The organism is Photobacterium halotolerans DSM 18316 (assembly GCF_000425165.1).
Classification (GTDB): Bacteria; Pseudomonadota; Gammaproteobacteria; order Enterobacterales; family Vibrionaceae; genus Photobacterium; species Photobacterium halotolerans.
This window is the reverse complement of record NZ_AULG01000022.1, coordinates 19,079-34,123: the sequence shown is the minus strand read 5'-3', so window position 1 is coordinate 34,123 and position 15,045 is coordinate 19,079. Positions and strand designations below refer to the sequence as shown.

Annotated in this window: 12 protein-coding genes; 5 read left to right on the top strand and 7 right to left on the bottom strand. The window is 49.2% G+C overall.

The features are described 5' to 3' along the window. Positions 1–7: 7 nt before the first annotated feature. Complete coding sequence (locus H511_RS0105625) at positions 8–793, bottom strand: AraC family transcriptional regulator (protein WP_027251423.1); 786 nt, start codon at positions 791–793, stop codon at positions 8–10. A gap of 735 nt (positions 794–1,528) precedes the next feature. On the opposite strand from H511_RS0105625, the gene H511_RS0105620 reads away from it, so the two are divergent. Further along, complete coding sequence (locus H511_RS0105620; RefSeq protein WP_027251422.1) at positions 1,529–2,485, top strand: AEC family transporter; 957 nt, start codon at positions 1,529–1,531, stop codon at positions 2,483–2,485. An 86-nt stretch (positions 2,486–2,571) separates the two neighbouring features. Continuing rightward, positions 2,572–3,762 (top strand): putative manganese transporter, encoded by a 1,191-nt coding sequence (locus H511_RS0105615; RefSeq protein WP_027251421.1) that lies wholly within the window; start codon positions 2,572–2,574, stop codon positions 3,760–3,762. Positions 3,763–4,059: 297 nt separating this feature from the next. Here the strand turns inward: H511_RS0105615 and H511_RS0105610 are convergent, their stop codons facing one another. Continuing rightward, on the bottom strand, positions 4,060–4,338 hold the full coding sequence (locus H511_RS0105610; protein WP_027251420.1) for a hypothetical protein: 279 nt from the start codon (positions 4,336–4,338) through the stop codon (positions 4,060–4,062). On the opposite strand from H511_RS0105610, the gene H511_RS0105605 reads away from it, so the two are divergent. Next, positions 4,326–5,036 (top strand): helix-turn-helix transcriptional regulator, encoded by a 711-nt coding sequence (locus H511_RS0105605; protein WP_027251419.1) that lies wholly within the window; start codon positions 4,326–4,328, stop codon positions 5,034–5,036. The two genes, H511_RS0105610 and H511_RS0105605, sit on opposite strands and share 13 nt — an antisense overlap. 44 nt (positions 5,037–5,080) lie before the next feature. Here H511_RS0105605 and pdxH read toward each other — a convergent pair whose 3' ends face one another. Then, positions 5,081–5,716, bottom strand: a complete 636-nt coding sequence (gene pdxH, locus H511_RS0105600; protein ID WP_027251418.1) for a pyridoxamine 5'-phosphate oxidase — start codon at positions 5,714–5,716, stop codon at positions 5,081–5,083. A 256-nt stretch (positions 5,717–5,972) separates the two neighbouring features. Between pdxH and H511_RS0105595 the strand changes: the two genes are divergently transcribed. Together H511_RS0105595 and H511_RS0105590 are read left to right on the top strand one after the other, a co-directional pair. Next, positions 5,973–7,790: a sensor histidine kinase gene (locus H511_RS0105595; protein ID WP_027251417.1), complete on the top strand. Its 1,818-nt coding sequence runs from the start codon at positions 5,973–5,975 to the stop codon at positions 7,788–7,790. Further along, positions 7,787–9,100 (top strand): sigma-54-dependent transcriptional regulator, encoded by a 1,314-nt coding sequence (locus H511_RS0105590; RefSeq protein ID WP_027251416.1) that lies wholly within the window; start codon positions 7,787–7,789, stop codon positions 9,098–9,100. The genes H511_RS0105595 and H511_RS0105590 overlap by 4 nt, the downstream gene beginning before the upstream one ends. 104 nt (positions 9,101–9,204) lie before the next feature. Here the strand turns inward: H511_RS0105590 and H511_RS22680 are convergent, their stop codons facing one another. The 4 genes from H511_RS22680 to H511_RS0105570 all read right to left on the bottom strand — a co-directional run bounded on the left by H511_RS22680 (position 9,205) and on the right by H511_RS0105570 (position 15,045). Next, a complete protein-coding gene (locus H511_RS22680) occupies positions 9,205–10,875 on the bottom strand; it encodes a FapA family protein (protein WP_051287917.1) in 1,671 nt (556 codons plus the stop codon). A 288-nt stretch (positions 10,876–11,163) separates the two neighbouring features. Beyond that, positions 11,164–11,568, bottom strand: coding sequence for a hypothetical protein (locus H511_RS0105580; RefSeq protein ID WP_027251415.1), 405 nt, complete (start codon positions 11,566–11,568; stop codon positions 11,164–11,166). 289 nt (positions 11,569–11,857) lie between these two features. Continuing rightward, on the bottom strand, positions 11,858–13,957 hold the full coding sequence (locus tag H511_RS0105575; protein ID WP_027251414.1) for a tRNA(Met) cytidine acetyltransferase TmcA: 2,100 nt from the start codon (positions 13,955–13,957) through the stop codon (positions 11,858–11,860). Between the two features lie 110 nt (positions 13,958–14,067). After that, positions 14,068–15,045, bottom strand: coding sequence for a ParB/RepB/Spo0J family partition protein (locus H511_RS0105570; RefSeq protein WP_027251413.1), 978 nt, complete (start codon positions 15,043–15,045; stop codon positions 14,068–14,070).

The window sequence follows — 15,045 nt, the reverse complement described above, 5'->3', positions numbered from 1 at the left end:
CCGGCTATCAGCTCCACTGACGGCGGTATTTGGCGGGCGACACCCCGAAATGGCGGGAAAAGGCCTGGGTGAAATTACTCTGGCTTGAAAATCCGCACGACTGAGCAATCTGGGCCAGACTCAGGCGCGACTCTTCCATCAGGTGACGGCTCAGCTCCAACCGCTTTTGCAGCACATACTGATGCGGTGTGACGCCTGTCTGCTCTTTAAAGACAACATGAAACTGGCTCTCACCGAGAAAAACCAGTCCTGCCAGCTGGGCGACCGTGATTTTGCGCGACAGATGCTGATGGATGTAATGATCGATAACATCCATGTTCAGGCGCGGCAGATAGCGCTCAGACGCCAGCGGCTTGAAGTGACGCTGCAAAACGCACATCAGGGTATCGGTGCAGGCTTTGCTCAGCAGCCAGTCGTCCGGGTTACTGAGCATTTCTGCTGAAAGCGCGCGGATCAGCGTCTGTGCCTGGTTATCAAGATGAAAGTAGGAGGATTGCTCGAACAGTCTCTGCATCCGCTCGGCGCCATAGTCGGGTACAGCGTCACTGACAGAGACATTCAGCACCAGAATCTCATTGTTGCCCACACCGGAAAAACCATGTTCGGATTCTGCCGTCACCAGGCACCCCTGCCCCGGACAGACCAGACTGCCGTAGCCTTCAATTTCAAACTCAGTTTGCCCGGACAGCGCAATCACTACCTGATTATACCCATGGTTGTGATGATCCATCTGTTCTGGCAGCTTCATGATTTCCGCCGGTTTGAACCCTGACGGATGGGTACTATCCTTCATCTGTTCTCCCTGCGTAAATGATTGAGGTAGGCCATCTGGCGCGATATCGCGATATAAAGGCGAATCATAATAGATAAGCCCCGACAATGAAAAGAGGCTGGCTGATTTCTGTGGATCTCGCACCTGCTCACCTTGATCATCTTTCCTGTCTCCCAGCCCGATTTCGATCAAAAACACCTCGGAAGCGTGATCAAGACTCAACTTTTTACGGTCAATGTCATTTGGATTTTATCCCGCTGAATTTTCAGCCATCACAGTGGCTGGCATTCACGCTAAATGGAATCCCGGCAATAAATCTGTCCCCTCATCATGAGAAAACAAAATAGCCATAAAAATCAATTACATAAAAACATATTGCTTGATAATTTATCCGCTCTGGCTGTGCTGTCTCCTTCCGGGATGACCAATGCATCTGCTTTTCAAACCAGCTAGCTTGATCATACTTCCGCGCATTTGCGGCTGATGCCTTGCCCTGGTTTCTTAAATTACCCGGGATCCTGCTTGATCATCTTTCCAGTCGAAATGACAAAGGCCGTTATTTATCCTTGCTTGATCATCTTTCCAGTGTAAACACCTGCCCATATCGGCTTGTAACCAACATTTTCCCTTCCCTTTACCTTGCGGCAGCGAAAGAGGGAGGATAAAAAATGTTACAGATAAACCGGTTAGTTGCTGTTGCCTCAAATGCTTTGTGATAAAACGTATGGCTGTTTACCCGAGTGGAAAGGACACGCAATGGGCGAATTTCTCACGCAGCTTTCATTTTCATTTACCGTTACTGGCCCTATTTTTATCATGCTGGCGTTGGGAATAGCCTTAAAACGCTGGGGAATCATCAATGATGCCTTCACCCAGGCTGGCTCCAGACTGGTATTTACTGTGACCCTGCCCACGTTATTATTCCTCAATCTGGTCAATGCCGATGTACATCAGCTGGGCAGCGGGGAGCTTTTTATCTTTGCCACGTTAGCTAACATGGCGGTATTCCTCTTATTTGAAATGATCGCCGGAAAGATGATCAAGGAACCATCGGAACGTGGCGTGGTTGTTCAGGGCGCTTTTCGAGCCAATACGGGGATCATAGGTCTGGCTTATGTGGCCAATGCGTACGGTGAGCCCGGTATAGTGGTCGGTGCCCTTTATGTTGCCGTGATCACTGTGCTTTATAACATCATGGCGGTGATCACACTCAGCCGTTCCAGTGCCGCCAATACGTCCCTTGATCATCGTTTCGTACTGAAGTCGATCATCACCAATCCCCTGATCATCAGTATCTGCAGTGCCCTTCCTTTTACTTTTCTGGATCTCCGCCTGCCGGATGTTGTGATGCAGTCGGGCCGGTACTTTGCCGACATGACATTACCTCTGGCGCTGCTGTGTACCGGTGCCAGCCTGGATCTGCGACAGCTGAAACAGGAGTCGGGCAATGCCAACCTTTCGACCAGTGCCCGTTTGATCATCGCTCCGCTACTGATCACCTTCGCTGGCTATTGCTACGGTTTCCGAGGCACAGAACTGGGCATTATCTTTCTGATGAGTGCCGCGCCGACTGCCGCTGCAAGCTATGTGATGGCCCGAGCAATGGGGGCCAATGCCAGTCTGGCGGCCAATATCATTGCGATGACCACACTTGGCTCTATGTTCACCTGCAGCCTTGGCCTGACTTTGCTAAAAACAGTCGGAATTATCTGATTTGTGATTCAATAATAGAATTGATAATCACTCTCATCTGGTATTAAATAAGAACTATTCCTATTCAGTATTGTTTGAGAGTGACTATGACATCTCAGGTTAAATCCGCGCCATTCCACAAACTGGGTGATCGCTGGCGTCTTGCCAATAAGCGACTCGTTCTTCCCGTCTTGCTGGTGGCCATGCTGGCTGCACCTGCAACTCGTGAGCTGACAGTCAGTGTGCTTGCCGATGCGTTCTGGCAAGTCGCCGCCTACGTCGCCATCACTCTCGCGCTGTATCATTGGCTGTCAGAAAGGCTGAACCATCAGTCCGCTTTCACCTTACGGCTAAAAAACAGCCGGCGATATCAGGTTGTCTTTGCATCTGTAATGGGTGCGTTGCCCGGCTGCGGTGGGGCAATCATAGTGATCACGCAATTTGTCCGTGGTCAGTTGAGCTTTGGCTCTGTTGTCGCCGTGCTGACAGCCACGATGGGGGATGCCGCTTTTCTTTTGCTTGCGGCTAAACCCAGCACCGGACTGTTCATTATTTCGATCGGTTTAGTGGTTGGCATGCTCAGTGGGTGGCTGGTCGATACCCTTCATGGCAGTGCTTTTTTGCAACCTCAACACTCAGAAGCTACAGCAGCGTGTTGTCGCGCGACGTCATCGGGTTACCAGGTACCGGCGGTTCGCTGGCAGGGCACCTTCTGGCAATGGCTGCTGATTCCCAGTGCAGTGATCGCCCTGATGGGATCGTTTCAACTCAACACAGATGCATTGTTACATTTACCCGAGGGTAGCATCACTGTACTGGGCGCGTTTTTTGCCCTGGTCGCCATGCTGCTCTGGTCACTCAGCCGCGACATCCAGGGTTATCAGGATGCCGTTTCTGAAGATCCGAAATCTGACAAAGCCAGCCTGTTTCAGCGTGTGGCTCAGGACACGAATTTTGTCACAACCTGGGTGATTAGTGCTTTCCTCTGTTTTGAAGTCGCCATCAAGCTGACAGGCTGGGATATAGCCGCATCACTCAGCCACTGGAGTGCTGCACTGCCGTTAGCCGGCGTATTAATTGGCCTTATTCCCGGCTGCGGGCCGCAAATTCTCATCACGAGCTTTTATCTTCACGGCGCGATCCCCATATCGGCACAGCTGGGCAATGCGCTGAGCAATGATGGTGATGCGCTCTTCCCCGCCATTGCACTCGCCCCTAAGGCCGCGTTGATCGCCACTCTGTATTCCAGTCTTCCCGCCTTATTTGTTGCTTATAGTTATTATTATTTTTTTGAGTAGTATCACTTTTTATATTTACACTTACTGTCTGATTGCATATTTATGAGCTACCAGCGTATTTATTCGAGATTAGACGCAAAAAAAATCGACCTAAGGTCGATTTTTTATTATCTTAAGCGCTCATTTCTTATCGTTTAATAGCATTCAGTATCATATTGCAAACGGTAATCACTCTCAAATCACAGCCATCGCTTATTGTCAATAGGTGATTTCCCCCCTTAACGAAAAGAGACCGCTTCACTATAGTTGCAACTGTAGGCGGTTAAAGAAACCCTTTCTGAAATCGGCTGCAGTATCCTAACCGGATACATCCCAATGAGGTTCTTTGATATATACCCTCTTATCAAAGATGCAAACTTGATTGGATACCTCTTCTACACGTCGTACAGGATTGAACTCTTCGGAGTAAAACTCTTGTCTTTGCCGGTCAGTTTGGCCGGCATTTTTTTCTATTTTATTCCATACTTGTCTAATTTTTCGGTCAGCTAATATTGTAACATTCTGCGCTTCCATTAAACTCAGACCTAATCCGCCCATCAAAATAATAAACTCTGGCTTAAAGCGTGAAAGATTCACTCGATCCCACTTTGTTACACATGTTTAATCAGCTTCCTGGATGTTGGGGTTGTAAAGATAAAGACTCTGTATTTGTTTATGCCAATCATGAATATGGCAAAATTATAGGCGTAGAACACCATTTAGACTGCGTTGGACGCACAGATTTCGACATGCCATGCCCCACCATTGAGTGCGCAGAAAACTTCAGAGATCAGGACAATCAAGTCATTGTCAGCGAAAAGCGCATGCGGGTACTGGATATACACCCGTACTCAGATGGTAACTGGCGAGCACACTTGTTCACGAAAATGCCGTGGCGTAATGAAGAGAATGAAGTCGTCGGCACCATATTTTCAGGCATCGAACTGAAAGATACCGCGATTCTTGAAGTCGGTCATTGGATTTGCAGGGCAGCAGGTCTGAATGATCAACACCAAAAATCATTCAGTCTTGATCTTCACCGCCAAAAAGTTCAGCTCAATACGCGGGAATCTGAAGTCCTGTTCTTACTGCTTTACGGTAAAAAACCCCAGTACATTGCAAAGGTGCTCAACGTTTCAGTGAAAACAGTTGAAAACTACGTAATTAAGCTGCGCGAAAAGTTTAATGCCAATTCAAAAAATGAGCTGATTGATTTAGCTTTAGATCTTGGTTTTGGCTCACACATTCCCGAAAGCATGTTGACCAGCCAGTTATCCATCATTCTGAAAGAATAACAGTTATAATCAGGCCACCTTCCCGGTGGCCTTGTTATGTCTGTTTACGGCGCTAAACGGTCAATATGCCAATTGTCACCTTCACGCTCGTACAGGAAACGGTCGTGCAGGCGATGCTCACCACCTTGCCAGAACTCCATTGACGTCACTCTCACACGGTAGCCACCCCAGAAAGTTGGAAAAGGAACTTCGCCTGAGGAAAACTTCTTCTTCATTTCCATGAATTTGCCTTCCAGCGCCTGACGGGCGGTTAATCGGGTACTTTGCTTACTGGCCCAGGCTGCAATCTGGCTCTCTTTGGGTCTCGATGAAAAGTATTTCATCACTTCCAGCGTGGTCAGTTTCTCCGCGACCCCGGTAATATGAACCTGTCGCTCCAGCGGGTGCCAGGGAAAGTGCAGACTGATCTTATTATTATGCTCGATCTGAGACGCCTTCCGGCTGCCTAAATTGGTATAAAAAACAAAACCCTGCTGATCAAAATGTTTCAGCAATACAATGCGCTGAAAAGGTTGGCCCGTTGCATCGACTGTTGCCACCGTCATTGCCGTAGGATCGGTCAGACCCGCTTCAATGGCCTGCTGCAGCCAATGATTGAAAAGCTCAATCGGTTGTTCCGGCAGATCGTGGCGGCGTAACCCACCCCGAGTGTACTCGCGACGAATATCAGACAGCTCCATTGTATTCTCCGTTTACTGACTGCCAGCACTCACCAATACTATGATTCAGTGAGCTCAGGCATGGACTGGTTAATGCGTCAAATTGTCCGCCTTAGTGTGTGGAAAAACAAGCACCTCCTGCAAAGTAAGCGGTTTTTATTGCGAGTAACAGGCGATACAAGGATCACGATCAATTTGATAAACATAAGCTTTAGTGCCCGCCAGCGAAAGATGCTAATTTTGCATATTCCACTTTAACTCAGACAGGGCGCCGATTTTGCCAAAATCACGTACCTTGGGCCTGATAACCGGACTGGGCATACTACTGTCTGTGCTTATCGGTTTCCTGACCCAACAGCACTTCACGCGTACGCTATCAGAACAAATTACCTCTGATATCCGGTTACTCGGCGAAAAACTCGACCAGCGTCTTACCCGCTACCAGCAACTACCCCAACTGCTGGCCCATGATCCCAGGTTACTCGATTCACTGCATGCACAAACAAGTCCCCAGCGTGAACGCGATGCCAAAATGCTGCAAACCAATCTGCTGCTGGCTTACTGGGCAAAAACACTGAGTGCTGACACCATTTATTTACTCAATGCCAGGGGCGATACTCTGGCAGCCAGTAACTGGACACAAGCCGACAGTTTCGTCGGAAACAACTACGCATACCGTCCATATTTTACAGACGCTATCAAAGGTTCACTCGGTCAGTTTTTTGCGCTTGGTGTCAGTTCTGGCGAGCGAGGGTATTTCTTCTCAGCCCCGGTATTTGACGCACGACAACAGATCGAGGGGGTAATTGTCATTAAAATAGATCTCAATCTGGTTAATGAAATCTGGCAATATCAGGAACTGGAGTACGTAATCAGCGACCCGCAAGGCGTCGTTTTCTACAGCTCAATGGATGATTGGCTTTATCACAGCCTGGTGCCCTTATCGGCAGCACAGCAGCAACAAGTAAGAGCAAGCCGCCAGTACGGTAATGCTTCACTGAGTCCCCTGACCCGGTTTCCGAGCCTGATGGCGCTGAATGCAAACCAGCAGGCTGATCTGTACTTACCGCAGCGGCAACGCAGCCAGTCCTTTTTGCTGGCTCACCATGACATGGCGACGGCAGGCTGGGTGATTTATGGCTTTACCCCCAGTATGCATATCTATACCAATATATTTGAAAGCATATTGCTGTTTATCGCCTTTTACGTGTTGCTGATTCTTGTCATGATTTACTGGTGGCAAACGGTCAGTGCCAAGCAGGCACTATCGGAGCTGAACGACACGCTGGAACATCAGGTGGCAGACAGAACCCAACATTTGCATCTGGCTAACCAAAAGTTGTGGCACGCTATTGAGCAATACGAGCTGACTCAGGCACAGCTGAAAGAAACACAAACTGAATTGATCCAGGCTGCCAAACTGGCCATGCTGGGCGAGCTCTCAGCCAGCATCAATCATGAAATTAACCAGCCGCTGTCGGCGATGCGCACTTATTGTGAAAATGGCCTGAAACTGTTAAAGAAAGAGCGCTATCAGGCAGTAGCCACTAATCTTGAGCAGGTCATTGATTTAAACGAACGTATTTCCACTATTATTGCCCGCTTCAAGATCTTTGCCCGTAAAGGGCAGTCACTCAACAGCAGTACTGATGCTGCCCAGTCGATTCGAAATGCCATTGAGCTGATGCAGGCACCACTGACCAAACATCAAGTTGCGCTGCAACTCAATCTCAGTGACGATGTCTTTGTCCGCATCGATGCGGTGCAGTTTGAACAGGTAATAGTGAACCTGCTGCAAAATGCCATTCAGGCACAGGAACTGGTCACTGATAAGAAAATTGGTATCACCCTGCATGCTGGCCGCCAGCGCGCTGTCATCACCCTTTGGGATAATGGTCCGGGTATGGATGACACGCAGAAACAACGGATCTTTACGCCTTTTTTCAGTACCAAGCACGATGGCCTGGGTCTGGGGCTGACCATCTGTCGCCGTATCCTTGATATGTTTTCCGGCAGTTTGACCGTCCATAACCACACAGGCGGTGGAGCTGAGTTTCAAATCAGTTTGCCACTGAGCAAAGAGGAACAAGCATGAAACCTCCAGTCATCTTTATTGATGATGAAAAAGCAATCCGGGATTCGCTCGGACAAACTCTCGAACTGGAAGATTATCAGGTTCAGTTATTCCCGAGTGCCCGCCAGGCGCTGAGCGTTTTCGACAATCAATTTCCGGGCGTCATCATCACAGATATTAATATGCCGGGTATGGACGGTATGACGTTTCTGCAACAAGCACTGGCGATTGACGCAGAGCTGCCGGTGATTATGCTGACAGGCCACGGCGATATTTCTACCGCGGTCGATGCCATGCGGATCGGTGCTTACGATTTTCTGGAAAAACCCTTCTCTACCGAGCATCTGCTCGATGTTGTCAAGCGAGCTTGCGACAAGCGTGAACTGGTCCTTGAGAACCGGGAACTGAAAAGAGAGCTGGCATCACAAAGCAGTCCTGGCCCTCGTATTTTGGGCAACAGCTTAGCCATTAAGCAACTTCGACGCAGCCTTTACCAATTGCAAGAGGATGAATCGACTGTGTTGCTTGAAGGTGAAGAAGGCACAGGCAAACGCTTAGTGGCACAGTTTATCCATGACCACAGCCCAAGGCAGCATCTGCCTTTGATATCGCTTAAGTGTCAGGATCTGAGCGAGCAGCAATTTGAAGAGCTTTGCTTCGGAGATGCCAGCCATGCCGGCAAATGGTCTGAAGCGCAAGGCAGCACACTGTATCTTGAAAATATCGACCGGCTGGCGGCCGTGTCGCAACAACGCTTGCTTTATCAGCTTACACAACAGGCCCAACTCACCCAGCCAGCCGCTCCTGCAAACCACAACAAAACACGCCTGATAGTCAGCAGCTGCCGCTCTCTTGATACGCTGACCTCGCAAGGGCAGTTTTCTGACGGGCTTTTCCGGCACCTGAAGCAATGCGCACTGTCATTACCCCCATTACGTGAGCGTCAGGAAGACATCGAATTATTATTCCAAAACTTTATTCGTACTGCGGCTTCGCGCTATAACATCGAAGCACCACTACTCAATGCCGAACAAAAAAGTAAACTGCTTGCTTACGATTGGCCAGGAAACGTTCGCGAACTTAGGACAGTGTCAGAAAGATTGGTACTGCTTGGTAACCATTTTGACCAACAGCAAACGTTCGATCTTGATGCCCCTCTTCCCTCTCTGAGTGAGCGTGTACACCAGTTCGAATTCACTTTAATCAGTGACGCACTTCGCCGACACAATGGCCGCTTGAAAGAAGTACAGGCAGAACTGGCTCTGGCAAGAAAAACCTTGTACGACAAAATGAAAAAACACGGGTTAGATAAGCAGGATTTCAAAGAGTAGCAGGAAGGCAAACTGAGCCGAGCACGACCGTCCCGATTTACAGTGTAAATACAAGCCTCTGACATCAGCAGCCATTAGGCTATTTACACTGTAAATCTCTCGGATCATACCTGGCTGCGATTGGTATTCAGTGGCTGACACACAATCTTCTGTTGCTCTAAATGTATTCGGCAAGCCGTTATTTCCCGCTCTGCAACAAACTCTTTATCCGCAATACGAACCGATACCCCTGGGTATATCAAGCCACTGACTTCAACCTGAGCAGCAGACAACTGCTGGAGATAACGTTGCTGCAAAGATTGGAACTGATTCTTCATCTCTGCTAACGTCGCCATAAACTGCTCTTTACTGTCTGTCACTTTATTCGCTAATTCATGTGAGCGTTTCTGTTTCGGTGTTTTCGCGAGCTTCATCTGCAGCAGGACAACTTGATGTAGTCGCTCTTCCTGATTTTTGATTTCGGCTTTCAGGGCGTCCATATCAGTCTTGAGATCATCGAACTGACTCAACAGTTTTATCTGAGTATCAATACCGGCTTCCGCCCCTAACACTCTGGCACTGACACCACCCTCGGCGACGATAATCCCACCCGTTACAGTACCGTGACGTTGCGCAGGATCGATAACCCTGACCACCCCCTGGGCTGTGACCATGCAATGCGCCAGATGAAGGTGCAGCTCAGTATCTGAGCCAGAGTCGATCTGCGTATACTGAGCAAACTTGGCCGCGACTTTACCCTGCGCTTGCAGATGACAGTAGGCTGGTTTGCCGTCCTGTAGCCGTCCTATCACACCATTAGCGACTGTAATATTTCCACCGGCAGTCAGTTCAGCCAGTTCCACCACACCTGTCACTGTAATATTACCGGCAGCTTTGACCTTCATGCCTGAGCTGATATCACCCAGTATCAGTACCGCACCGTTAAAATCGATATGACCTGTAGTGACATCCACACTATCGACAGTTAAGAGGTCATCCACCGCCATACCGGTCAGACCGTGGCGCGGCGTCCCTTCTTTATCGGCAATCAGTACATTGTGATCGGACTCAGAAATCCGTGTTCCAATACCAACATCGAAAGCAATGGCTTTACCAGCAACCGCCTTAACCAGGTTGCCATGAATATCATAACCAGGTTCACCCGAAGTAGGTGGGATACGTCGCATCAAAGGTTGGCCGATTTCAACCGTAATCAGTTTACCCAGATCACGCATATCGACTTTTCCGTGATCACTGTCCTGAGGGGCAAGAATACGCTGAGAAGCATCCAATACTAGAGGTTCAAAGCGGGTATCAGCACCAGCAACGGCAGGCCGGCCAGCCGCTATTTTCAATGTGAAGGTTTCACCCGGGTCGAGTTCCCAGGATTTCTGCAGGAGATATTGCAGACGTTTTTTGCTGACACCACGCAGAATACGATGCTGCTTCAGTGTGGCTATCAGCCCCTGTGCCGTTAGACGCTCGCCCCCGTATGCGCCAGTCAGAGTGACATAAGCGAACATACAGTCGTCTGAAATGGAGATGTCAAGTTCTACGTCTTTTCGCTCAGCAATGATAAATGCCGACTGTCCGGTGTCTGATTCCGAATTGTTGTAATAGTCGATTGCATCTTGAATCGCCTCCTCGAAGCGACTATAAGCACAGTAATCTGACTGTTCCAGTAACGATTCAATATCGGCACGCTGTAGCGACTGACAATTATCTGTCATTTGTTTGGATACAACCAGACGCAGTTGTGAGCCATCTGGCTCCAACATCAGCACTGAATCCGTCATGGAAGGCTCCTTCTTCCTGCCCTGCAGCCCGTTTGGATCTAAATCTTACAGAAATTTCAATTGAGTAGACATAGAAGGGAGTCACACTTCGCACAACAAGCAATGACAGGACTTGCAGTCAGGGAGCAAGAGCGGAAAAAGGAATGTCAGGGAAAAGGGTTGTCAGAAACGTACTGAGCAGGTCCTTGTTCAGTCAGCCCAGCCAGAACTATTGCGGATCAGGCAGAGATAAAGAATAAAGCGAGCAAGGATACCTTGCTCGCCCGCAAAAATGCGTTTCAAGAAAAACTAATCTATCCCTAACCAATTCAAATCATCATCTGTGAGCCAGTCATTCGGATGAAACTGATAAATACAGGGCAGTTGGAGATCATTATCACCGGATGATTCTGCCGTCAGGTAGCCATCGAGCATTCTCAACCCCTGAACTTGCAACTGATAAGACGCAGATAAATCCAACGGCACCATGGCTGCGAAATAGATGCAATTCTTACTCAACTTATTCAATCGCACTTTTAAACCCAGATTACCGCTTTCAGAAACCGCCTGACCTGACGCGCTATTGGCTTTTTTCAATAATCGCGCCGCAAATCCACCGGCCACAAGGCTGAATGTCATATTGGGTTTAACAATGCGTACACCGGGCTCCGCCAAGGTTCTCATTGCCTTGCTTTCTACCTTAACTAAACTCATATCCTACCCCTTAACGGCATTCTAATAGTTATCCTGTACTTGTCATCAGCAGTACGTTTTTCATGCTCAGGTAAAATAACTCTAGTCTAATTTTGTGGTTTCAGTGGTAATACCTTGAACTTTTTTCCGTAGAACCCGAACCAATAAGTTAGCACTCACCAACCTGTAACCTCAGTGAAACAAAGTAAGAGTAACGTCATTAAAAGAACGAAGGCAGCCGACTTTAGTCAAAACTCCGGAATTTACAGTGTAAATGTAAGGTGTGATCTATTTACACTGTAAATTGCAATCAATAGGGATGATTTTGCAGCGCATTACCCACAAAGTGACGCAAAAACAGTTCTGCCTGTTTTCTGCCTGTAAAGCCAAACTGCGCCTGTATTTCAGTCCAAGATTGACGCTGAATCACTTTGGCTAACATCACTTCAATGCCGTTTTGATCCATCAACTCGCCAGACTTGAGTCCGTGCTGCAGCCAGAGTGACAACTGACCAACAAGCAAGTCGTAGCCTAGCCCACCCAGAGAGAAGTGCAGTAATTGGCGGTATACCATATCTGGTATTTGCGGTAATTCCGCCTGCATCAGGCAGTACGAATATAAAGGCAAAAAAACAGCCCTATCAAGCAACCGAAACTGTTCGCAAGCCTGTGCCAGGAAACTGAGTGAGAAAGAAGATGTTGCTGTATCAAACCAGGACCTGGACGCGTCGGATAATGGCAGCACAGACAACAGGGAATGACAGCCACTGGCACCATCTTTAACAATCCCCAGCCGAATCGGAACATAGCCAGCGCTGTGCCAGAATGGTAATAATTCGCTGCTGGCTGCAAAGCTGGTACCCAAAAAGTCCAGCTGATGATGCACTGCCCAGCCCTGAACCTGGGCCAGTAAGGCTGAACCAATCCCCATATTGCGCGCATTATCATGAACGGCAATGCGTAAAATACGGCCACAGTGCTGGCTGGCTGCCTCTGACAGCCCAAGGTGCGCAGCGACAGACTGAGCGAGCAAGTGCCCTCTGGGCCGGCGTTGGCCAAGACATATGGCTTGGGCAAGCTCTGCAGAGAAACCACCTTCACGAGAAAGCAATACACACCCCACAATCAGCTCATCCTTTATAGCGACAAAAATCGCTAAATCAGGATCGTCCAGCAGTTGCTTAAGATCGCTCGGTGAGGTCTGATAATGTGCATTGACCAGCAAACCAAACAACTGGGATAAGCTGTCCGGCCGCTCAGCCAGCCATAGTGGCGAGATCCGCTGATACTGAACATCCGCGGCAGACACAGGCTCAGCAATAAAGGCCGGCTCGGCATCCAGCAACAGCGTCTCAAAAAGCCAGCGTTCCATCGGATCGCCCGCAGCCCATCGAATAGGAGATGTCATTGAGCAGGCACGCCATTGCGGGGTCATAGCGTCAAGCACAGATGTGAACTTAATAGCAAATCCCCGTCCGGTACCTTCATAACCATGTATCGTAGATGCGAAGACCACCCTTGAATAACCCGACAACATCTTTTGCAGCAACGGGGCCGGAATAGCCGCCGCTTCATCAACGATAAGCAGATCCGCGGGAGGGCGCTCAGCCAGCAAGGTATCAGGTGCAACAAAACAGAGCTGACTGCCATCCTGTTCCAGCTGATAAGACGAATCGGCCGCGAGTCCTAAGATGTTTGCCGCATGGCGGAATACGGTTTGGGCATTACACTGACGTGGTGCGGTCACCAGTATCTTGCGAGGCTTTTCCTTCATCAGAATACCCGCAGCGATTCCTAACGCAGATGATTTGCCTCGCCCGCGGTCCGCCGTGATAACCAAGGGACGGCGCCTGTGACCCGTAACTACCCGTCGGATTGCTTCAACGGCATCGACCTGTTCATCACTCAGGCACCCATAACGCCGTTCAGCGATATCATTAACGGCCGGAGGTGCTTCAGGCAACAGAGGCAAACACATCTTGCCATCGCGCCCGGGTTTTATCGTTAGTACATGATGACTGGAAAGCTGAGATAAAAAGCGCTGCATGAAAGGGGACTGCCAATCGCCTGACCTGTCCCTGGGGCCAGGTAACAACAACACCATAAGCCCGCCGCCACGGATGGTGCCGGCCAAAGCAGCCATTGCCTCAATAGCCAGACCCTGGTGCAAATCTACAGTCAGAAAATCACTATCCTGTCCTAACCAGGCTTGTGCTTTTTTGGTCGATACCGATGGCACGTTCTGCGGCGCATCATCACCCAGCCACAGGCTATCAGAGTAATGCGCCTGAGCGAGCAGAGCTGCGTTAATTCCCCAGCTGTGCTCACTCTCAATACAGAGCAGATAACGATGACGGGATTGTTTTGCACGACTGACTAAGTCAGAAATGAAACGAGACAGTTCAGACATACTGGCCTCTGATGCTGCAGCAATAGATAGAAGAAACAGGTCTGTATACTACCAAGCACAATAAAAAAAGCCACGTCATCAGACGTGGCTTACGGCAAACAAAGATGCGATTAATTGAGGTAATCGGCCAGATAGGCAAGTATGTGTTCAGCCTGCTGTTCAGAGAGCTTGCTTAGCTTAAGCTGAAGCTTGTCGCCATCTCTGACATAGCTTGCTTGTCCGCGCACCAGCTCAACCGGCTGAGGTTTGCTGCTCTGCTGCACTTTGGGACGCACTAACTCGCCAAGATGCTCAATGTGGTTAGTGACTTCACGGGTAATGCGTGTAATACCCTGCGCATCGACACTTTGCCAGACAGGTTTATCTTGCTGAGCCAGCTCCTTCACAAAGGCTTTCTGCTGCTCATCGTTTAATGAATAGTAGAGTTTATGCAGCTTAACTATGGTCGGCCGGCCTAACTCACTCACGCTCGGGTAAGCCATTAACAGTTCCATCGGCAAACTGGCCGCTTTCAATGCTCCGCTGACCAGCGCTTCACTGCACTGGCAAAATCGAGCCAAGGCTTTTTGATCAGCGACTTTGCCGCTAGCGAGCAAAGCCTGCATTTCTTTGCCGCGTTCAAACAATGACAGTGGTTTGTGCGCATTGGCCACATCGGAAAGAAACTTGGCATGATCACTGTTGATGCCTTTGGCTACATAAATCAGAAAATCCTGTTGCGACAGCAAACAGGCCATCCGCCGCCGGCTACCGTCCAGTACTTCAATGCGACCGTCATCCAGCCAGCGGCCAACAGCCGGATACTGTTGGCCCCGGTCTTTCAGTGTTGTCAGAATATCGGCTAAGGCATGTTCATTTAAAAATGCCTGTTCACGGGCATTCTGGGCAAACACCTGAGTCTGTTCACCAATCTCACTGGCTTTCACTTTTACCAGTTCAAACGCCACAGTGGTTTCACCGGCAACCGCCAGTTCAATAACTGCTGCTTTATCTTTTGCCGCACTCTGCGCCTCGGCCACTGTGGTCGCACGGCGCTTATCTGCTTTACCAAACAGACGGGCATTCAGATCGTTTGTTTTAATCGCCAC